Source organism: Rhizobium sp. BG4, assembly GCF_016864575.1.
Lineage (GTDB): Bacteria > Pseudomonadota > Alphaproteobacteria > Rhizobiales > Rhizobiaceae > Rhizobium.
This window is the reverse complement of the sequence record NZ_CP044125.1, coordinates 3,937,710-3,957,522: the sequence shown is the minus strand read 5'-3', so window position 1 is coordinate 3,957,522 and position 19,813 is coordinate 3,937,710. Positions and strand designations below refer to the sequence as shown.

Here is a 19,813-nt window from a genome sequence, read left to right as displayed (position 1 = left end):
CATATGATCTGTGCATCATAGGAAGCGGGCCGGCGGGTATGACCGTCGCCCTCGAGCTCAAGTATTCGGGCTTGCGGATCTGCGTGCTCGAAAGTGGCAGTGAAGCCGCAGGCGAGCGAGACGACCTTGGTGCCATCCGATCCGAGGGTATAGAGGTCAGATCCGATTCCCGCGTCCGATCGATTGGCGGCTCCTCGCAGACCTGGTCCGGTTTCATCGCCCCGCTGGACGAGATTGATCTGAAAGACCGGCCAGGATTGCACCCCGGTTGGCCTATTTCTCACGATGAGCTTTATTCGGGCTCCGACGAGGTTGGATATCGTTACAAGATTCCATCACGCAACAGGTTCGGTGAGCCTTGGAGCAACAATGTCGAGCATCGCCTGCCCGCGCTTCCGGGCGTTGATGGCAAGATCTTCAAGACGCAGGAGCCGGTAACCCGCTTCGGCAGGCGTTACGCGCATGCCTTTTTGTCAGAAGGCTTTGACCTGGTTTATGGCGCGACCGTTACCTCGTTGGCGCTCGGTTCGGGCCAGCAAGAGTTGGCACATGTCGTGGGCGCAAACTGTGCGACCGACAGCGGCACGAAGATCCGCATCCAGGCCAAGCGATTCGTCCTGGCGACATCGGCGATCGAGGCCATCAGGATACTGAAAAACTCTGGCATCCCAGACAATTTTGGCCGCCTCGGCCGCGGCTTCATGAATCACCCGAAGGGCTATATTGGACGTGTGACGTTCAATCAGCCGCTGCCAAAGTCACATGATTTCTTTCAGGTAGGCGACCGCGGCTATACAGGCTACGTCGGGCTTCGTCTGAGCGATGAGGTTCAGGAAAACGAAGGGCTTCTCAATCCCTATCTGCGCTTCGAACCCAGTTCTATCGGCGCCTACCCGGAGGCAAAACAGCTGAGCCAAACGCTGCGGGCCTTCACGGCGTCGCTGCGCAAACGCCAATTTGCGGCCGCCGGCAAACATGCTGCAGGCCTCGCAAATCTCCCCGGGATTCTGCAAACCGTCCAGCGGATAGCAGCGAGACTTCTGAGCAAGCGCCAAAAGACGTTCAGATGGGCACGCGTCCGTTGCTTCATGGAGATGCGCCCGAGCGATGCCTCGTACGTCACTGTTTTGCCCGAGGTGGCGGATCAGCTCGGTACGCCGATCGCTTTCGTCAAGCACGACATCACGGATGAGGACGTCCGAGCGGTGGCGCGCCTGGCTGAGCAGGCGCGCGTCGCGCTGCAGGCTGCTGGTATCGGAGAGTTGACTGTCGAGCCAGACCTCGCGGGCCTCTTGCGCAATGACGCGAGCCATCATCTCGGCGGGGCAGCCATGGGGCATGATCCACAGACTTCGGTCGTCGACACGAATCTGCGCGTCCATAGTGTCGATAATCTCTTTCTTGCCGGCGGTATGGTCTTCCCGACAGGGGGAAGCGCAAATCCGACAATGACGGTGATTGCGCTATCGATCCGGCTGGCGCGACATCTCGTTCCCGATATGCCTCGGAGGAAGGTTGTTGCCGCAAGAGATAAAACCGATCACGCGATCGTCATCGGTGCCGGCCGCCGTGTCCGGGAAGATGTCATACCTGCTCTTGAGGCCATCGAAAGCATCGAGATCGACAAGGTCTATTCGACGGGTCTCAATGCGGTTTTCGGTGAGCGCGAGTGCTATGAGACCGCCTCGCTCGAATCTCTCACCGCCGATCAACTGCAGCAGGCCACGCTCGTCTACATCGCCGTCCCGCCGGCGCAGTTGGAGCGGGTTCTCGCCCAAGTCACAAAATCGTCGGTCCGACACATCTCGCTGATCATCGATACACCAGCTGTAGACACCCCCCGGATAAAATCGGAGCTTGCCAAATTCAGGCAGGCCGTACTTGGCGAGGATTCTGTTTTGCTTCCGTGGATCGATGCACTGCCGAGTGAGCCGGTTCGGGCAGTTCGGATGCAACGTTCAGGTTACCGCTATCATGCCGCCGCGCTCGCAAGGGCGCTGGTCGGTCGAGGCGAGTTGGCGAAGATAAAGACGACATCCGGAAAACGCGACAACATGACGATCGCTTTTGCCGATACCGCAACCGCAACAATAATCGGCCCCCGCAACTATCGCACCGGGACATTGGAGCTCGAACTCAATGGCGGCAAGGTCCTGAGTTCTGAACTAGCCGCCGAAAATCCCATCCGGCCGCTACTTAGCGGCAGGCTTTGCGTTGGCTTCAGGTGTGGTTCTAAAGCGGTGCATCTGACGGAGCAGGAGAGCGCATTGCTCGGCTACTTCGGGGCTCAAGACACTGTCGTCACAAGAATGCTGGATCTAAAGCGCGTCGGCCTGAAAAGGTTGATCGAAGCCACGATCCGTGGCGAAACGCCCTACAGCCATGAATTCGGCCTGGAAGACGCAACGATGAAGTGGTGAGTGTTGCGGCAAGCCATGAGCCGTGGTACACGATGAGCTCTGTTTGATCGTCACTCTAATTGGAATTGGCGGAAGAGGTGGGATTCGAACCCACGGTACGGTTTCCCGCACGCCGGTTTTCAAGACCGGTTCCTTAAACCACTCGGACACTCTTCCGTTCCGCGCCTTATGACGCAAAGGCGCGCGTCAATGCAAGGGCTGGACCCAAAAAACTCTGCAGCGGCGGGATCGCCCGTACCGGAAAAATGGGAACATAGGACGTGGCAGGCGGTTGGGTCTTCTTCAACGCTGATGAAGGAGGAAATCATGTTTGTGAAAATAGCTGCCGTATCCCTGCTGTCTCTCGGGCTGGCAACATCCGCCCTCGCCCAGTCGTCCAGCGGCGGTTCTTCGGGTGGTAGTGCAGCGGGAAGCGGATCGGGGACCGGGACGATGTCGGGGTCCGGCAGCATGAGCGGCAATGGAAGCGGCGGCACGAACGGGACGACCAACAGCAATCCCGCGATCGTCGATCCGAACACGACGAACAGCACGATCAATAGCGGAAATTCCGGCTCGAACGGTGATTCAAACGACTGCCGCCGTGAGCCGCAGGCAAATGCAAGCGGCAATACCGGTCCATCAGGCAATGTCGTGAGCCCGGACAATTCGGCCGCGTGCGCACAGTAAAGCCGTTGCGCGCGTCTGGGTGCCTGTCACGTGACCGCAGTTGGCATCCAAGTCGCTCTCGGCTGCGGCCCGCTATGGTTGTCGTACAACACAAAGTCGAGGCGCCGTGATAGTCCGAAACGGAGCGAAAACCACTCTAACGGTGGACTATGGCGGCCAATTTGCTGATTGGCCGTCAGAATGTCGCGCGTTGAGGCTGAAGTGCCGTCCGGGTCTTAGGCGGCGACGGCTTCCTTGGGCTTTACGCCCTTATCCTGCTTGCGCACAGCCTCTTTCGCCATCTTGATCAGGTAGGCGACGAACAGTTCGTTGTCGGCCTCGGCGATTTTGCGGGCTGCTTCCAGGTGTTCCATAAGGTGTGAATGACGCATCTGAGTCTCCCGTCGGTTGCTGTGTATCGATGATCACTAATATGCTTTAATGGCACGTTAATTTTGCAGCCTGGAATAATTTACGTGGCGAAGTAAAAACTGGTTTCTTCTCAGCCGTTTCATTCAAATTTTATGCTTAACCATCCGTTAATATTTGGCTTGCCGTGCTTACCCGATGATTTATTCTCGAACGTCAAATGGGAGAGAGTAAAAATGTCCGGTAAGAGTTTGATCATGCCGCTGGGTTTTGCGGCGCTTGCCCTGTCGGGCCTGCTGTTTCAGCTGGTCAGCCATGCGATGCATATGCCGGTGACATTGCTTCAGCCCTGAGAATCGGGGAACCTTTCTGCAGTTTCCGCGTTCATTTCGTTGTTTTTCTCGGAGGGAAATCACTATGGAAGATCAGGGCGTAGGCTGGATTGCGGCAATCATCATCGGCGGCTTTGCCGGCTGGCTGGCCGAAAAGTTCATGAGCAGCAACATGGGCGTGTTCATGAACATCATTCTGGGCATTGTCGGCGCTATCGTCGCCAACTTCATTCTGGGGCTTCTGCATGTGCAGCCGCTGTCGGGCTGGCTCGGCTATCTCATCACCGGTTTCGTCGGCGCCTGCCTGCTGATCGCCATCGGCCGGATGGTCCGGCGCTGATCCCAAGAAAAATGCGCATGAAAAAAGCCGGGATTTCACTCCCGGCTTTTTTGTTGGGTGTCGGCAATCAGCGACGGCTCATCAGCCCGAAGACATAGGCGATACCGGCCGTGACGGCGAGAGCGAAGATCGGCTCCTCGCGCACCTTGTCGCGCACCTTTTCCGTCATCACAGAAGCTTCGTCGGCAACGGCGGTCTTTGCACCCTGCCCCAGCGCCACGACGCTTTCGGAAAGGCGGGCCAGATCCTCGCGCAACGCGGCTACCTGTGCGGACAGGTCATCGGCGGCGACTTCCGCCTTGACGCGCGCAGCTGTGGATTGGGCTGAGGCGGTTTTCAGTTCGGCCATTGTCTGCTCCTATTTTTCCGGATGCCGCAACAACGAATGGAGGCGGCGAAAGGTTCCCGGCAATGCGCGCTTTTGTTGGCGGCGGCGGCCCAGCAAAATCCATTCCGGACACTGTCATGTTTTCGTCCGATAACGCTTCAATTCCGCCGTGCTTTGCTCTAAGGAACGTCGAAAGCTTTGCCCGTGAATGGGCGGAATATAATGCGAGGTTTGCGTTTCGATGTTCCATATCCTGAGAAGAGCTGCCCAGACCTGGGTCGCCAAGCTCCTCATGCTTCTTCTGGTCGCCTCCTTCGGCATCTGGGGCATATCCCGCGAGCTGATCAGCGGCGGTTCCAGCACGACGGTCGTCACCGTTGGTGATCAGAAGGTGGACGTCAACGAGTTCCGCCTCGCCTATCAGCGCCAGGTGGCAAGCCTCAGCCAGCAGTTCGGCATGCGCCTGACGCCGGATCAGGCCAAGGCCTTCGGGGTCGAGCAGCAGACGATCGCCCAGCTCGTTGCCGGCGCTTCGCTCGACCAGCTCGCCGAAGACATGAATCTCGGCCTCTCCGAAGATCGCCTCGCCCAGCTGATCGGTGACGATCCGGCCTTCAAGGATGTCAGCGGCAAGTTCGACCGCACGCTCTTCACCTCGCGCCTGCGCAATGCCGGTATCCGCGAAGCTGATTATATCAACGAGCGCAGCAAGGTCGCGGTCCGCAGCCAGATCGTCGATGCAGTCTCGAATGGCTTCACCGCCCCGAAGACGCTGGTCGATGCGCTCAAGGTCTATCGCCAGGAAAGCCGCGACATCGATTACCTGCTGCTCACCAACGCCAATATCGAGCCGATCAAGGCACCCGCCGACGACGTTCTGTCGAAGTGGTTCGATGGCGTAAAGACCCGCTACCGCGCGCCGGAATACCGCAAGGTCGCCTATCTCAAGCTCGAGTCTGCCGACATTGCCGATGTCTCGACGGTCACCGATGAGCAGATCCGCGAAGATTTCGACAAGCGCAAGGAAACCTTCCGCACGCCCGAAACCCGTACGATCGAACAGCTGACCTTCGCCAACAAGGATCTGGCCGCCGCCGCTCTCGCCGCGCTGAAGACCGGCACGACGTTCGACCAGCTGGTCACCGACCAGGGCAAGACGGCGACGGACGTGCTGCTCGGTGATTTCACCAAAGACAAGGTTCCGGATCAGTCCGTTGCCGACGCAGCCTTTGCCGTTGCCAAGAGCGGCGGCACGACGCCTGTAGTCGACGGCGCCTTCGGCCCGGTCATCCTGCGCATCACCAATATCAAGCCGGAAACGACGAAGACGCTCGACGAGGTCAAGGAAGACATCCGCAAGCAGCTTGCGCTGGTCAACGCTTCGCAGGAAGTCATCAATGTCCACGATCATATCGAGGATATGCGCAGCGCCGGCCAGTCGCTCGAAGACATTGCCAAGGAGCTGAAGCTCAAGGCCGTCCTCATCGACGCGATCGACGCCACGGGCGCTGACAAGGATGGCAACGAGGTCAAGGATATCCCGGCCAAGCAGCAGCTGCTCGGCGAAGCCTTCAAGACTGAAGTCGGCACCCAGCCGGTTGCCGTTTCGCTCGGCAATGACGGCTATGTCTGGTTCGATGTTCGCGAAGTGACGCCGGAGCGCGAGCGCCCGCTCGCCGAAGTGCGCGACAAGGCCGTCGCCGACTGGACGGCAGAGCAACAGAAGCTCGAGCTTGCCAAGAAGGCCGACGAGCTGAAGCAGGAAGCACAGAAGGGCAAGTCGCTGGCCGATATCGCTGCTCCGCTCGGCATCGCCGTCGAAAGCAAGGCCGGCGTGACCCGCAGCACAGATGATGCCGTCCTCGGACGCGCCGTCAACGCTGCCTTCAGCGGCCCGGCCGACACTGTCGCCAGTGCCGTCGGCGCCGATCCGAGCACGCAGATCCTGCTCAAGGTCACCAATGTCAACGACGACCCGACGACCGACGCGCTGACCAACCAGGATGCGCAGATCGCCGCCGTCGCCAATGCCGCCGGTGACGATATCCTCGACCAGATGGTGACCCTTCTGCAGACGCAGTACGGCGCCTCGATCAACCAGACGCTCGCCGACCAGGCAGCCGTCCGCTAGCAGGAGCTTGAGCTGATGACCGATCTGAAGCCGCTTCTGGCCAAGGCCGCGAGCCGCGAGCCTCTGACGCGTGAGGAGGCCCAGGCGGCCTTCGACATCCTGATGTCGGGCCAGGCGACGCCTTCGCAGATCGGCGGCTTCCTGATGGCCCTCAGGGTGCGCGGCGAAACCGTCGACGAGATCGTCGGCGCCGCCACCACGATGCGCTCCAAGATGTTGCGCGTCGTCGCACCCGATGATGCGATCGACATCGTCGGCACCGGCGGTGACGGCAGCGGCACCTACAATATCTCGACGCTGGCGGCGCTGATCGTCGCCGGTGCCGGTGTCCCGGTCGCCAAGCACGGCAACCGCGCCCTGAGCTCGAAATCCGGAGCGTCGGACAGCCTGTCGGCACTCGGCGTCAAGCTGGAGATCAGCCCCGAGGTGATCAGCCGCTGCATCGCGGAAGCCGGTGTCGGCTTCATGTTCGCGCAGCAGCATCACTCGGCGATGCGCCATGTCGGCCCGTCGCGCGTCGAGCTCGGTACGCGTACGATCTTCAATCTGCTGGGACCGCTCACGAATCCCGCCGGCGTCCGCCGCCAGCTGCTCGGTGTCTTCGCGCCGCAATGGGTGGTGCCGCTCGCCGAAGTCATGCGCGATCTGGGCTCCGAAAGCGTCTGGGTCGTCCACGGCGATGGCCTGGACGAAATCACCACGACCGGCAAGACCAGCGTCGCAGCACTTGAGAACGGCAAAATCCGCACCTTCGAGCTGTCTCCTGCCGATTTCGGCGTATCGCCCTGCACGCTCTCGGCCCTGAAGGGCGGAGATGGTGTCGTCAACGCGGCGGCACTGCGCGAAGTGCTCGGCGGTGCAAAGAATGCCTATCGCGACGTCGCGCTCGCCAATGCCGCTGCTGCGCTCGTCGTTGCCGGCAAAGCCGAGACGATCGCCAAGGGCATGACGCTCGCCACGCAGTCGCTGGACAGCGGCGCGACGGCGGCAGCCCTCGACAAACTCATCGCCGTTTCCAACGATATCGACTAGGATTGCCCGATGACCGATATCCTGAAGAAGATCGAAACCTACAAGCGCGAGGAGATCGCCGCCGCCAAGGCCAAGGTCTCGCTTGCCGACCTGAAGGCGATGCAGGCGGGCCAATCGGCACCGCGCGGCTTTCACAAGGCGCTCGTTGCCAAGCGGGATGCCGGCGAGTTCGGGCTGATTGCCGAAATCAAGAAGGCGAGCCCGTCCAAGGGCCTGATCCGCCCGGATTTCGATCCGCCGGCGCTTGCCAAGGCCTACGAGAACGGCAGCGCCGCCTGTCTTTCGGTTCTGACCGATACGCCGAGCTTCCAGGGCGCGCCGGAATTCCTGACCGCTGCCCGCGCCGCCTGCTCGCTGCCGGCGCTGCGCAAGGATTTCATGTTCGAGACCTACCAGGTCCACGAAGCCCGCGCATGGGGCGCAGACTGCATCCTGCTGATCATGGCATCGCTGAGCGACAGTGACGCCGAGCGCCTGCAGGACGAAGCCTTCGGGCTCGGCATGGATGTTCTGGTCGAAGTTCACGATGCCGAGGAAATGGAGCGGGCGCTGAAGCTCTCCTCACCGCTCGTGGGCATCAATAACCGCAATCTGCGCACCTTCGAAGTCAGCCTGACCGTCAGCGAACAGCTGTCGGCCATGGTGCCCGACGATCGTCTGCTCGTCGGCGAAAGCGGCATCTTCACCAATGCCGATTGCAAGCGGCTGCAGGCCTTCGGCATCAACACCTTCCTCGTCGGCGAGAGCCTGATGCGCAAGGATGATGTCGCGGCCGCCACCCGCGCGCTGCTGTTCGGCGAAGCTGCAATCGCGGCTGAATGACATGAGCGGCGATGAGCCCCGCCTGACCCATATCGGCGCCTCCGGCGAGGCGAACATGGTCGATGTCGGCGACAAGGCCGAAACGACGCGCATCGCCACGGCCGAAGGTCACGTGCGGATGGCGCCCGAAACCCTGGCGCTGATCCGTGACGGTAATGCCAAGAAGGGCGATGTCATCGGCACTGCTCGCCTGGCCGGCATCATGGCCGCCAAGCAAACCTCTAGTCTCATTCCGCTCTGCCATCCGCTGATGCTGACCAAGGTCAGCGTCGAGATCGAAGAGGACGCCGCCCTGCCCGGCCTGCGGGTGACTGCGACGGCCAAACTCACCGGCAAGACCGGCGTCGAGATGGAAGCGTTGACCGCGGTCTCCGTCGCCTGCCTGACGATCTACGACATGGCAAAGGCGGCAGACAAGGCGATGGAAATCGGCGGCATCCGCCTGCTGGAAAAGTCCGGCGGCAAGTCCGGCGACTTCCGTCATCCGGAGGCCGGCCGATGAGCAGCCTGTTGCCGGTAGCCGAAGCCCAGGCCCGCCTGCTCGGCAGTGCATCGCCCGTTTCGGAGCATGAGCCCGTGGCACTGGCTGAGGCCGATGGCCGCGTGCTGGCAGCCGATCTCGTTGCCCGGCTGACCCAGCCGCCCTTCAATGCTTCCGCCATGGATGGCTACGCGCTGCGCCGCGAGGATGCGCCGGAGCCGGGCGCAGAGCTTCGCGTCATCGGTACTTCCTCCGCCGGTCACGCTTTCGAGGGCACGGTCGGCAAGGGCGAAGCCGTCCGCATCTTCACCGGAGCGCCGGTGCCCGAAGGCGCCGACAGCGTGCTGCTGCAGGAGGATGCCGAAAAGATCGATGGCGGCGTCCGCACCAAATTCGCGGTGCGCCAGGGCCAGCATATCCGCCCGTACGGGCAGGATTTCGTGGAATCCGAGCCTGTGCTGCTCGCCGGTACGGTGATGGATTTCAGCAGGCTGACGGTCGCTGCCGGGATGAACCAGCCGGAGATGCAGGTGCTGCGCAAGCCGCGCGTCGCGATCCTCGCCACCGGCGACGAGCTGGTCACTCCCGGAAGCAAGCCCGGCCCATCGCAGATCATCGCGTCGAGCACCTTTGGCGTTGCCGCTCTGGTGCGCAATGCCGGCGGCGAGGTGCTCGATCTCGGCATCGTCCCTGATGACAAGGCGGCCATCACCGCCGCGATCCGCAAGGCCGAAGGCGCAGGCGCCGATGTCATCGTCACGCTCGGCGGAGCATCCGTCGGCGACCACGATCTCGTTCAGTCGACACTGGTTGCCGCCGGCATGCAGCTCGATTTCTGGCGCATCGCCATGCGGCCCGGAAAGCCGCTGATGGTCGGCAGCCTCGGCAAGATCCACGTTCTCGGCCTGCCGGGAAACCCTGTCTCGACGCTGGTATGTGGGCTGCTCTTCCTAGAGCCGCTGGTCCGCGAGCTCGCCTCGCTGCCGCCGGTCAAGCGTGAGATCGTCGCGGAAGCGGCCGTCGAGCTCGCAGCCAACGACCAGCGCCAGGATTATGTCCGTGCCACACTCGTGAAATCGCCATCCGGTGCTTGGCAGGCAAAGCCCTTCGGCAAGCAGGATTCATCGATGATGAAGATCTTCGCGGCCGCCGATTGCCTGATCATCCGTCCGCCGCATGCGCCCGCACTTTCCGCCGGTGCGCCCTGCCCTGTCATGCTGCTGCGCCCCGGCCTGCTGCCGTAGCGTCGCTCGCCTTCACGCCGATCCAGAAGCAGCTCTGCGCCAGAATGCTGGCGCCGACGAGAACGCTGGCCGCCGCCAGGCCCGGATCGCCGCCGATGCCTGCCAGCGCCGTGCAGACGGCTCCAACAGCCATCTGCGTTGCGCCGTAGAGCCCCGAGGCCGAGCCGGTGACCTTCGGATTGACGCTGACGGCAAGCGTCAGCGCATTCGGCGAAGCCACGCCCGCACCGATCGTATAGACCATGATCGCCGCCATCATCGGCAGCAGCTGGAGTTCGCCGCTCGCCGCCAGCGCCAGGAACGCGAGTGCCGCACCGATGCTGACGAGGTTGGAGATGACCATCAGCCGCTTCATCGCAAAGCGCCCGATCAGCCGTGTCGCGATCATGCTGCCGATCCAGTAACCGAAGATCAGCAAAGCAAGGCAGATGCCCACCTCGGTTGCCGGCCGGTGCAGCTCGTTCATGACGATGAAGGGTGCAGAGGCCGTAAAGGCATACATCGACGTCGTCGCGCACCCCCGCCGATCGCGTAGCCAACGAAAGCCGGTGAGCGCAGCAGGCCGAGATAGTCGCGGCTCAGCGATTTGACCGAGGTCTCGGCATTGCGCCGTCCGGTCTCCGGCACCAGCTTCCAGGTCATCAGCATGTTGAGAATGCCGAGCGCACAGAGCGCCACGAAGATCGAGCGCCAGCCAAGCGTTGCCGCAAGCGCTCCACCTGCAATCGGCGCAAGACCGGGGCCGACCGTCACCATCAGGTTCATGACCGCAAGCCGCTTGGCTGTATCGTCAGCCGTCGAGGTGTCGCGGACAATGGCTCTTGCGATGACGAGGCCAGCGCAGCCGCCGAGCGCCTGAAAAAGCCGCGCGGCGATCAGCGCATGGACGCTCGGCGAAACGAGTGCCGCGAGCCCCGCAAGCGTATAGAGCACCAGCCCGTTCATCAGCACCGGACGGCGGCCGTAGCGGTCCGAGAGTGGGCCATAGACCAGCTGCCCGACGGCAAGGCCGAAAATATAGAGGCTGACCGTCATCTGCATCTCGCCGATGCTGGCGCCGAGATCGGTTGCGGCCGACGGCAGAGCCGGCACGAAGATGTGCATGGCAAGCGTGCCGCTGAAGGTCACGAGCGCCAGCAGCCAGACGGGAACGCTCTTCGGCGATATCAACGGCGCGGCATCGGCCAGCCGGCCAGGATGGGAATTCACGATACTTGCTCCTCGCTGGGGCGGGAAAAGACGGCTGAGATATGTTCGAGCACGCGGAAGGCCGTCTCGACATCTTCGCGCGGCAATCCGGCGAGCGCCTCTTCGCGCACGCTCTGCGCCACACGCTCAACGTCAATGACGGTGCGACGCCCTGCTTCGGTGAGCACGATCGCCTTGGCGCGCCGGTCCTCCCCTTCCTGCCGTTCGACGAGTCCCGCTGCCTCCAGATTGTCGATCAGCCGCACGACCGAGGAATTATCGAGCGACAGCGATGCCGCCAGCGCCTTCTGGTGCATCGGTGTCGCCGACCGGGAGATGCGCAGCAAGGGCAGCCAGGTGGCTTCGGTGAGACCAAACGGCTGCAGCTTCTGATCGGCGGCGCGGCGCCAAAGGCGCCCGGCCTGACCGACAAGCGTGCCGAAGGTGGCGAGAATTCTATCGTGCTCGGGAGGCATGAGACATATCCGTTGATATCGCGATAGATGACATATCATCTAAATTGGCGCAAGAACGCACCGACATGAAATATTCTCGTCCTGCGATGGAGAAATGCGCCGCCGCTTGCGTGAAATGCTGCCGCTCTAAAAGGCTCCCGACGTGACATAGAAGACCGCTGCCCAGGCGAGGATCGCCAGTATTCCCAATCCGATAATCAGTAGGCGCATGAAACATTCCCGTGTTTGCGGCACGAACTACGCAGAGTGGAATGTTTCGGATCAGTCGCAGGCAAGTAAAACACGCTGATTCGCGCAAAGGTCGTGTCACGGCGACGTCACGCGACACCAACGGCGTCTTATGGTTACCTGATCGTGAGGCGTCCGACCCGCCTCCGAACCTCCAATTCAATGCCCGTTGCACTTCGGCGGGCGGCCTGATGCAAGTCGGCGGACCTGCGAGGGCAATAGGGCTCGCCTGTGTTTCGCGTGGCGAGCCCATTTTTTCTTTCGTCATCCGTTGTCTCAAGGGATTTCAGAGTAAAGCCATGCGTTCGATCAAAGATTCAGACCCCGATCTTGCCGTGTTCCTGAAGCTTCGCATGCAGGAGATCTTCCTGCGGCTGAAGAGCCAGGGATGGAGCGATGCCGATATCGGCGTGGCGCTCGACGAACTCATCGTTCGCTTCGAGCGGAACCGCGAGCCGGAGGATATGCGCCTTCGCCTCGCCATGTAGCCGGCCGCGTTTCCCGCTCTCGCCTTCCCGGCACCGGAATGATATCACGGCACCCGTTATTTGGACGCGGCGCCGGGTTCCGGCGCGCATAGGCAATGGAGGCGAGTATGGCGGTTGAAAAGGTAGCATTGGTCACGGCAGGCGGCAGCGGCATGGGTGCTGCGGCGGCGAAACGCCTGGCAGCCGACGGCTACAAGGTCGCGATCCTGTCCTCCTCGGGCAAGGGCGAAGAGCTCGCCAAGGAACTCGGCGGCTTCGGCGTCACCGGCTCCAACCAGTCGAACGACGATTTGCGCAAGCTCACCGATCGTGCCCTGTCCGAATGGGGCCGCATCGACGTGCTCGTCAATAGCGCCGGTCATGGCCCGCGCGCACCGATCCTCGAGATCACCGACGAAGACTGGCATCGCGGCATGGACGTCTACCTGATGAACGTCATCCGCCCGACGCGGCTTGTGACGCCGCAGATGCAGAAGCAGAAATCGGGCGTGATCATCAACATCTCCACCGCCTGGGCCTTCGAGCCGAGCGCGATGTTCCCGACCTCGGCGGTCTTCCGCGCCGGTCTGGCGTCCTTCACCAAGGTCTTCGCCGAGACCTATGCGGGCGACAATATCCGTATGAACAACGTTCTGCCCGGCTGGATCGACAGCCTTCCGGCAACCGAAGAACGCCGCGACAGCGTGCCTATGAAGCGCTACGGCACCAGCGAGGAAATCGCCGCCACCATCGCCTTCTTGGCGTCCGATGGCGCCGGTTACATCACCGGCCAGAACCTGCGCGTCGATGGCGGCCTGACCCGCTCCGTCTGATAAACTGCTGGCGCCCGTTCGCAGCTTGCGGCGGGCGTCACCTCAAGCGAGCGTATAGACGCCGCTTTCCGTTTCCCCTTCCCCGAAATCTGCGACGGCGTAACTCGCCAGAAGCTTCAGCTTGGCGCGCGGCAGCGGCTTGCGCCCGGGATCGCCGATCAGCACCTCGATGCCGGAATGCCGGCAGCGCCGAAGGAATGCGAGGCTGCGCCTGGCGAGCGCCCGGTTATAGAAGAGATCGCCGGCAAGAATGACATCGGCCGCAGGCGGCGGACCATCCAGCAGATCGGATTGCAGAACCGCCAGCGTCACGCCATTGGCGGCCGCGTTGAGACGCGTCGCCGCGATCGCATAGGCATCCGTGTCGATCGCCGTAACACGCGCCCCACCCATGGCCGCAGCCATTGCGACGATGCCGGAACCGCAGCCGAGATCGATGACGTCGCGGCCACGCACGCATTCGGGATGAGAAAGTAGATGGCGCGCCAGTGCGCTGCCGCCGGCCCAGTGATAGGCCCAGTAAGGCGGCTCGCCGCCTCCACCGGGGAGACGGCCAAGCCGGCTTGCGGAGTGCGCCGCATAAAGCCTGATCTCCGGCACCGATGGTGCCGGACGAAGCTCGAGATTTCTGGTGATGAAGGCTTCGGCGTCTTCAGGGGTGACCGGCATCAGCGCCTCACACTGGCAATGTGCCGGCTACCACTATTGTCAGCCCTGCTTCTTCTTGGCGAACTTGCCCTTCGGCGCAAAGCCGCCCTTGCCTTCCGGCTTGCCCTTGCCCTCGAATTTCGGCTTGCCTTCAAACTTCGGCTTATCGCCGAACTTGGGCTTGTCGCCGAATTTCGCCTGGCCCTCGAACTTGCCCTTGCCGGGCTTCTTGCTCCAGGGCTTGTCGCTGCGCTCGGGCGCACCTTCTGCCTGGAAATCCTTCTTGAACTTGGCCTTCGGCCGGTCCTCGCGGAAATCGTCGTCGCGGCGTGCCTCATAGGCCTTCTTGCCCTGCGGCTTGCCGGCGGCCGGCTTGCTGAAATCGGGCATGCCGTTCAGGCGATTGACGCGGATGCCGCGTTCCATCGTCTTGTTCGGGCCGAGCGCCTTCAGGAAGGCTTCGGCATTGTCGGCCGCGATCTCCACGAAAGTCTCTTCCGGCTGCATCTTGATCGCGCCGATTTCGCGCTTCGTCAGATTGCCGTTGCGGCAGATCATCGGGATCAGCCAGCGCGGCTCGGCATTCTGCTTGCGGCCGACCGAGAGCGAGAACCAGACGCTCGGGCCGAAATCGTCGCGCGGACCCTTCTGGCTCGGTTCGCGCGGACCATCGGCATTGTCGCGGCGCTTGCGCGCACCGCCATCGAGCGACACTTCGGTAATGTCCTCGGGTGCCGACTGGTTGGAGCGGTAGAGCCGCACGAAGGCTGCTGCGAGCTTCTCGGGGCCATAGTTGGCGATCAGCTGGTTGACGAGGATTTCGTCGTCCTGCACGTCTGCATCGCTAAGGATCGGATCGGCCAGCAGCCGCTCGTCGTCGCGGCGCATGACCTCCTCGGCAGACGGCGGGCGTGCCCAGGTCGGCGAAATGCCGGCGCCGTCGAGAATACGCTCGGCCTTGCGGCGGGCATTGAGCGGCACGATCAGCGCGCTGACCCCCTTGCGTCCTGCACGGCCGGTACGGCCGCTGCGATGAAGCAGGGTTTCCGGGTTGGTCGGCAGGTCGGCATGGATGACGAGGTCGAGGCCCGGAAGGTCGATGCCGCGGGCGGCGACGTCGGTCGCGATGCAGACCCGCGCCCGGCCGTCGCGCATCGCCTGCAGCGCATGCGTACGTTCATTCTGGGTGAGCTCGCCGGAGAGCGCGACGACGGAGAAATTGCGGTTGTTGAACCGCGCCGTCAGGTGATTGACGGCCGCGCGCGTCGAGCAGAACACAATGGCGTTCTTCGCATCGTAATAGCGCAGCACGTTGATGATGGCGTTTTCGCGGTCCGAAGGCGCCACGGCCAGCGCGCGATATTCGATATCGACATGCTGCTTTTCTTCCGACTGCGTCGAAATGCGCACGGCATCGCGCTGGTAGCTCTTGGCAAGCTTGGCGATCGCCGCCGGTACCGTTGCAGAGAACATCAGCGTGCGGCGGTCATCCGGTGCTGCTTCGAGAATGAATTCGAGATCTTCGCGGAAGCCGAGATCGAGCATCTCGTCGGCTTCATCGAGCACCACGGCCTTCAGCGCCGACATGTCGAGCGCCTTGCGGCGGATATGGTCGCAGAGACGGCCAGGTGTGCCGACGACGATATGGGCGCCGCGCTCCAGCGCCCGGCGCTCGCTGCGGATATCCATGCCGCCGACGCAGCTGACGATCAGCGCACCGGTCATTTCATAAAGCCATTCCAGCTCGCGCTTCACCTGCAGGGCAAGTTCGCGGGTCGGCGCGATAACAAGCGCCAGCGGCTCGGCGGCCGGCTCGAAGCGGTCATTGTCTTCAAGCAGCGTCGGAGCGAGCGCCAGGCCGAAGGCAACGGTCTTGCCGGAGCCCGTCTGGGCGGAAACGAGCGCGTCGGAAGCGGCCAGCGCCGGGTCGAGCATCGCCTGCTGAACCGGGGTCAACGTCGTATAGCCGCGCTTCGACAACGCCTTGGCGATCGCCGGAACGACGCCGTTAATCTCTGTCATGTGATCTGTCTTTCGGAATTTTCAGGCGCACCTGCGCCTTGGCCGGGATCAGCCCGGCCGGACGGTTGCGCGTTCCTATCTCTTCGCGCGCAAAAAGTCAAAGTGCGAGATCATGCCGCCTGCTGGCGCCGCAACCAGACCTCGATACCACCGGCCCGGCCGCGGATCCGCGTCTCGAACGGTCCCTCCAGCACACCGCCGGCCGGTGGCGTTCCACCGGCAGAAGCTGCGTGAACCAACGCGGCACTGAAAGCGATCTCCGAGCCGCGGCTCGCGGCCACCTCCATCAGTCTGCTCGCGACATTGACGGTATCGCCCGTCGCCGTGATCTGCTGGCGACTGCCGGTGCCGAGACGTGAGGCAACGACCGGCCCGCAATGCACCCCGATCTTGAAGCCGATCTTGCGGCCATCGGGAATGGCGGGATTGGCAGCGAGCCATGTCCGCGTGCGCTCGGCAAGCGCCAGCGCGCAGGCGGCCGCCCGCGTCGCGTCATCCGCCTGCGGCTCCGGCAATCCGAACAGGATCATCGCGCCATCGCCCATGAAGCTGGTGATCGCCCCGCCATGCGCCCGTGCTTCCTCATCGACGAGCTCGAAGAAGCCGCTCAGGATTTCGCGCACGGCAACCGCGCCAACGGCTTCGCTCATGCCGGTAAAGCCCGAGAGGTCGATGAAGATCACGGCCGCGTTCTGCCGGACGGGTTGAGAGAGGAACGAGGGATCGCGCGCCAGCCATTCGCCAAGACCGGGCGCTTCGATCCGCTGCAACAGCTCGCTCTGCGCCGCAAAATGCCGGGCACGGCTACGATCGGCGAAAAGCTGTACCGCACCGAAGATCAGCGCCGGAGGCAGCGCCGCAGCAATCGGCAGCGCTGCGCTCAGCCAGTATCCCTGCCGGAAGGCTGCGACATTGATCATCGCCCAGGTGACAAACAAGAGCGCAATCAGCACGAAGCCGATCAGACTGCGGCGCCAGGCAAGCAAACCGATGACCGCCAGCGGCAGCAGCACGGCGATGGTTGCATCGAGCCGCCGGATATTGTGATCGCGGATGATGCTGTCGCCGGCCACAAGATGCGTGATCGCCGTGGACATCACCTCGACACCCGGCAGAACCGGATCGAACGGCGTCGGGAAGACATCGCCGCCGCCGGTGACCGTCGCGCCGATCACCACCACCTTGTCGGTAATCTCCTGCCCGCTGAGCTTGCCGTCCAGCGCATCGGCGATGCTGACCGTCGGGATCGTGCTGCGCGGGCCGTAGAAGGTCAGCGGCAGGCGCTGGCCTGTATCGGTCGGGATCCGGGTCTCGGTGAAGGAAATGGCACCCGGCTGGAAAGCCGGGTCGTGCCCGACGGCCAGGGATGCAGTCCTGAGGGGGAAGGACGCATCGACTCGCCCCTCGCCGCGCGACAGCAGCGGAATGAAACGTGGTACGCCGGTCTGGTCGGTCGCGACGTTGACGATCCCTGTCGCCGCCACATCCGCAAAGCGCTTCTGCGGCAGAAGCAGGCTTTGGGCCACCGGGATCGCCGCCAACGGATCATTGGCCTCGCTGACGACGGTCTGGGCACTCTGCGGAAAGACCGCGGCGCCGGCAATGACCGAGGGTACGAGACGCAGCGCCGTGGTCAGCGCGCTGTCGCCCGCCTCGCTGCCGGGATCGACGAACAGCAGATCGAGCGCGATGACCTTCGGCTTCAGCGCCGCGATCTCGGTCACGGCCTGCGCCAGCGTCGCCCGGTCAAGCGGATAGCCGTGCTCGGCGGCGGTCCGGTCGTCGATTGCCGCGATCGTTGCGACCGGTGGCGGCCTTCGAGCCCCGATCAGCGTGCTCTTCAGATCGGTGAGGATCGCTTCGGGGCGATCGAGAAACGAGGCGCCGCCGGAAAGCTGTAGCGACCCGAGGAACGCTCCCCAGAGTGCCGCGGCAAGCAATGCGGCCGTGACGAGAACAGACTGGCGCGGCATCGGTTGCTACTGACCGAGGCGGGCAAGGAGTGCGGCAGCGCGAGGACCCGGCCAGCGGCGCACCTCGAGCGGCGCCGCGCCGCTGTGGACATCGACGCCCTCGCCCGGCCGCAGTACCACGGGATCGCCCTGCGGGCGGCGCACACCGACAGCGCCGCGAACGACGAGCACCGAAGTCTGCCCACCGCCGACATCGACCGCCCATTGCGTGCCGCGCACGGCGGCGATCGCCTGCGGTGTCACCACCTGGAAACCACCGCTATGCCGGCTGCTGTCGACATCGACGAGAATGGCCTTGCGGCGGAGTGATGCGCTGTCGGGGCTGCCGTCACCATTGCGGTCGTGGAGCGTGAAGCTGGCACCGGCTTCTGCCGTCACAGTAACGCCGCCCGGGCAGCGCAGGATGCGGCGGCCGCCATCACCATTCTGCAGCGCACAGCCACTGGTCTGCGCCATCACCGCGCCGGGCAGAGCAAGCAGGATGCACGCCGCGGCGGAACCGCGAAGGATTGCTGAAACCACGCCCATGATCCGTCCCCACATTACTGGGACCCGCCGCACCGCGCCATACACAGGTGCCGTGCGACTGGTCCGTTTCCCGGTTCGCCATCATAAAACAAAAGCTTGATCCCGTATGCAGAAAAGCGGCTGCCCTGGCAAGCGTCAGCCGATGACGGCAAGCGGCGGGCCGCAATAACGCGCCCGGGGGCGGATGAGATGGCCTCCCTCGACCTGCTCCATCGCATGCGCAAGCCAGCCGCAGGTGCGCGCCAGCGCAAACATCACCATCGGCGCATCCTGCGGCAGGCCGAAGCTCGCCGCCATTGCCGTCAGCGCGAAGTCGACATTGGCCTGCTCGCCGGTCATCGCCTCACCGGCCTGGCGCAATTCGCGGAACACCGGCGGCAGTTCGAAATGCGCAAAGAGCTCGGAAGCGCGAATGTCACCATCCGGGTACAGCGGATGCCCGAAGGCGGGAAGCGCATGCCCCTGAGACAAGGTTCGGCGCACGGCCGCCTCGGCACCAATTGGTGTCGCCAGCGCCGCGAGCCCGGCAACACCCTGCCAGGCGCCGCCATGCAGCGGACCCGTCAGTGCCGAAAGACCGGAGAGAACTGCCGCGGAAAGCGCCGCACCCGATGAGGCTGCGACACGGGCGGCAAAGGTGGACGCGTTCAATTCGTGATCGGCAAGCAGCACCATGGCGCGCCGCAGGCAGTCTGCGGCCTCCGGGACTCCCCAGGCATCGGCGAGCTTTTCGTGCGTGAAATTGCCCCTACCGGGCGCCAGCGCGGCGCTGACTGTTGCAAAGACCGAGATAGCCTCATTGCGCAATACAGCCCGCGAGCGGCCAAGGCTCGGCAGATCATGCGTCACCCGTGCGGCAAGCGCGCCGAATGCATCACCGATCGAGGGTATCCTCTCCATGGCGGCCGCCGCCGGGAGCGTCACGCCCGGCATGTCCCAGAGAAGTGCCGCGGCCGTTTCCAGTGTCGCCGACGCCGAAAGTGCTGCGGCATCGCGGCCGCGATAGTAGAGCCTGCCGTCGGCAATCGTCGAGAGCGCCGAGGGCAGAACCGGGTCTCCCCACTGGATCGCCTCGGCTGCCACCGCCTCGCTCTTGCGCCGGCCGGCATGCCGCTCGGCGAGCCGGGCAACATCGGCGGTATGATAGAGGCTGCGGCGCGGATCGGCGGGATCCGGCTTGGCGCGAATACGGCCACGGCTGACATTGGCGTAAAGCGTCTGCGGCTTGGTGCCGAGACGCGCCAGCGCCTCATCGGCGGAGAGCCAGGACATGGAGGCCTCACATTGATCAATTACGTCAAGA

Annotated in this window: 20 protein-coding genes and 1 tRNA gene; 10 read left to right on the top strand and 11 right to left on the bottom strand. The window is 63.4% G+C overall.

What is annotated here, in order from left to right; genetic code table 11:
• The first annotated feature begins 38 nt into the window (after window positions 1-38).
• Window positions 39-2,420 carry a GMC oxidoreductase gene (locus F2982_RS19860; protein WP_203428877.1) on the top strand — a complete coding sequence of 794 codons (2,382 nt, stop codon included), beginning with the start codon at window positions 39-41 and terminating at the stop codon, window positions 2,418-2,420.
• Between the two features lie 66 nt (window positions 2,421-2,486).
• Here the strand turns inward: F2982_RS19860 and F2982_RS19855 are convergent.
• Window positions 2,487-2,576: transfer RNA gene (locus F2982_RS19855), tRNA-Ser, on the bottom strand.
• Window positions 2,577-2,726: 150 nt separating this feature from the next.
• Here F2982_RS19855 and F2982_RS19850 point away from each other — a divergent pair.
• A complete protein-coding gene (locus F2982_RS19850; protein ID WP_203428876.1) occupies window positions 2,727-3,089 on the top strand; it encodes an oxidoreductase in 363 nt (120 codons plus the stop codon).
• A 215-nt stretch (window positions 3,090-3,304) separates the two neighbouring features.
• Here the strand turns inward: F2982_RS19850 and F2982_RS19845 are convergent, their stop codons facing one another.
• Window positions 3,305-3,460 (bottom strand): hypothetical protein, encoded by a 156-nt coding sequence (locus F2982_RS19845; RefSeq protein WP_162708678.1) that lies wholly within the window; start codon window positions 3,458-3,460, stop codon window positions 3,305-3,307.
• 394 nt (window positions 3,461-3,854) lie between these two features.
• Between F2982_RS19845 and F2982_RS19840 the strand changes: the two genes are divergently transcribed.
• Window positions 3,855-4,109 carry a GlsB/YeaQ/YmgE family stress response membrane protein gene (locus F2982_RS19840; RefSeq protein WP_112716229.1) on the top strand — a complete coding sequence of 85 codons (255 nt, stop codon included), beginning with the start codon at window positions 3,855-3,857 and terminating at the stop codon, window positions 4,107-4,109.
• Between the two features lie 67 nt (window positions 4,110-4,176).
• Here the strand turns inward: F2982_RS19840 and F2982_RS19835 are convergent, their stop codons facing one another.
• Entirely contained in the window at window positions 4,177-4,458 is a 282-nt protein-coding gene (locus F2982_RS19835) for a hypothetical protein (RefSeq protein WP_112716231.1), read from the bottom strand.
• A 220-nt stretch (window positions 4,459-4,678) separates the two neighbouring features.
• Between F2982_RS19835 and F2982_RS19830 the strand changes: the two genes are divergently transcribed.
• From F2982_RS19830 to glp, 5 genes are read left to right on the top strand one after another with little or no spacing between them, the layout of a single operon-like run.
• The gene (locus F2982_RS19830) at window positions 4,679-6,568 is read left to right on the top strand and encodes a peptidylprolyl isomerase (protein WP_203428875.1); all 1,890 of its coding nucleotides are present in this window, start codon (window positions 4,679-4,681) and stop codon (window positions 6,566-6,568) included.
• Between the two features lie 15 nt (window positions 6,569-6,583).
• Window positions 6,584-7,600, top strand: coding sequence for an anthranilate phosphoribosyltransferase (gene trpD / locus F2982_RS19825; RefSeq protein WP_130278313.1), 1,017 nt, complete (start codon window positions 6,584-6,586; stop codon window positions 7,598-7,600).
• A 9-nt stretch (window positions 7,601-7,609) separates the two neighbouring features.
• Window positions 7,610-8,422: an indole-3-glycerol phosphate synthase TrpC gene (gene trpC / locus F2982_RS19820; protein WP_203428874.1), complete on the top strand. Its 813-nt coding sequence runs from the start codon at window positions 7,610-7,612 to the stop codon at window positions 8,420-8,422.
• A gap of 1 nt (window position 8,423) precedes the next feature.
• Complete coding sequence (gene moaC, locus F2982_RS19815; protein WP_203428873.1) at window positions 8,424-8,924, top strand: cyclic pyranopterin monophosphate synthase MoaC; 501 nt, start codon at window positions 8,424-8,426, stop codon at window positions 8,922-8,924.
• The gene (glp, locus tag F2982_RS19810) at window positions 8,921-10,147 is read left to right on the top strand and encodes a gephyrin-like molybdotransferase Glp (RefSeq protein ID WP_203428872.1); all 1,227 of its coding nucleotides are present in this window, start codon (window positions 8,921-8,923) and stop codon (window positions 10,145-10,147) included. Before moaC ends, glp begins: the two co-directional genes overlap by 4 nt.
• On the opposite strand, the gene F2982_RS31600 is transcribed toward glp, so the two are convergent.
• From F2982_RS31600 to F2982_RS19800, 3 genes are read right to left on the bottom strand one after another with little or no spacing between them, the layout of a single operon-like run.
• The gene (locus tag F2982_RS31600) at window positions 10,116-10,649 is read right to left on the bottom strand and encodes an MFS transporter (protein WP_246777486.1); all 534 of its coding nucleotides are present in this window, start codon (window positions 10,647-10,649) and stop codon (window positions 10,116-10,118) included. The two genes, glp and F2982_RS31600, sit on opposite strands and share 32 nt — an antisense overlap.
• Complete coding sequence (locus tag F2982_RS31595) at window positions 10,610-11,356, bottom strand: MFS transporter (RefSeq protein ID WP_246777485.1); 747 nt, start codon at window positions 11,354-11,356, stop codon at window positions 10,610-10,612. The genes F2982_RS31600 and F2982_RS31595 overlap by 40 nt, the downstream gene beginning before the upstream one ends.
• Window positions 11,353-11,811: a MarR family transcriptional regulator gene (locus F2982_RS19800; RefSeq protein WP_203428871.1), complete on the bottom strand. Its 459-nt coding sequence runs from the start codon at window positions 11,809-11,811 to the stop codon at window positions 11,353-11,355. Before F2982_RS19800 ends, F2982_RS31595 begins: the two co-directional genes overlap by 4 nt.
• A gap of 527 nt (window positions 11,812-12,338) precedes the next feature.
• On the opposite strand from F2982_RS19800, the gene F2982_RS19795 reads away from it, so the two are divergent.
• Both F2982_RS19795 and F2982_RS19790 read left to right on the top strand, forming a co-directional pair.
• Window positions 12,339-12,527: a hypothetical protein gene (locus F2982_RS19795; RefSeq protein WP_112716245.1), complete on the top strand. Its 189-nt coding sequence runs from the start codon at window positions 12,339-12,341 to the stop codon at window positions 12,525-12,527.
• A gap of 107 nt (window positions 12,528-12,634) precedes the next feature.
• The gene (locus F2982_RS19790; protein WP_130278308.1) at window positions 12,635-13,339 is read left to right on the top strand and encodes an SDR family oxidoreductase; all 705 of its coding nucleotides are present in this window, start codon (window positions 12,635-12,637) and stop codon (window positions 13,337-13,339) included.
• A 42-nt stretch (window positions 13,340-13,381) separates the two neighbouring features.
• On the opposite strand, the gene F2982_RS19785 is transcribed toward F2982_RS19790, so the two are convergent.
• From F2982_RS19785 to F2982_RS19765, 5 genes are all read right to left on the bottom strand, one after another.
• Window positions 13,382-14,008, bottom strand: coding sequence for a 50S ribosomal protein L11 methyltransferase (locus F2982_RS19785; RefSeq protein WP_203428870.1), 627 nt, complete (start codon window positions 14,006-14,008; stop codon window positions 13,382-13,384).
• A gap of 39 nt (window positions 14,009-14,047) precedes the next feature.
• Window positions 14,048-16,009: a DEAD/DEAH box helicase gene (locus F2982_RS19780; protein WP_130278306.1), complete on the bottom strand. Its 1,962-nt coding sequence runs from the start codon at window positions 16,007-16,009 to the stop codon at window positions 14,048-14,050.
• Window positions 16,010-16,119: 110 nt separating this feature from the next.
• Window positions 16,120-17,982, bottom strand: a complete 1,863-nt coding sequence (locus F2982_RS19775) for an adenylate/guanylate cyclase domain-containing protein (protein ID WP_203428869.1) — start codon at window positions 17,980-17,982, stop codon at window positions 16,120-16,122.
• Between the two features lie 6 nt (window positions 17,983-17,988).
• Window positions 17,989-18,510, bottom strand: a complete 522-nt coding sequence (locus F2982_RS19770; protein ID WP_203428868.1) for a FecR family protein — start codon at window positions 18,508-18,510, stop codon at window positions 17,989-17,991.
• A 135-nt stretch (window positions 18,511-18,645) separates the two neighbouring features.
• Window positions 18,646-19,782, bottom strand: coding sequence for a citrate synthase (locus F2982_RS19765; RefSeq protein WP_203428867.1), 1,137 nt, complete (start codon window positions 19,780-19,782; stop codon window positions 18,646-18,648).
• Between the last annotated feature and the right edge of the window lie 31 nt (window positions 19,783-19,813).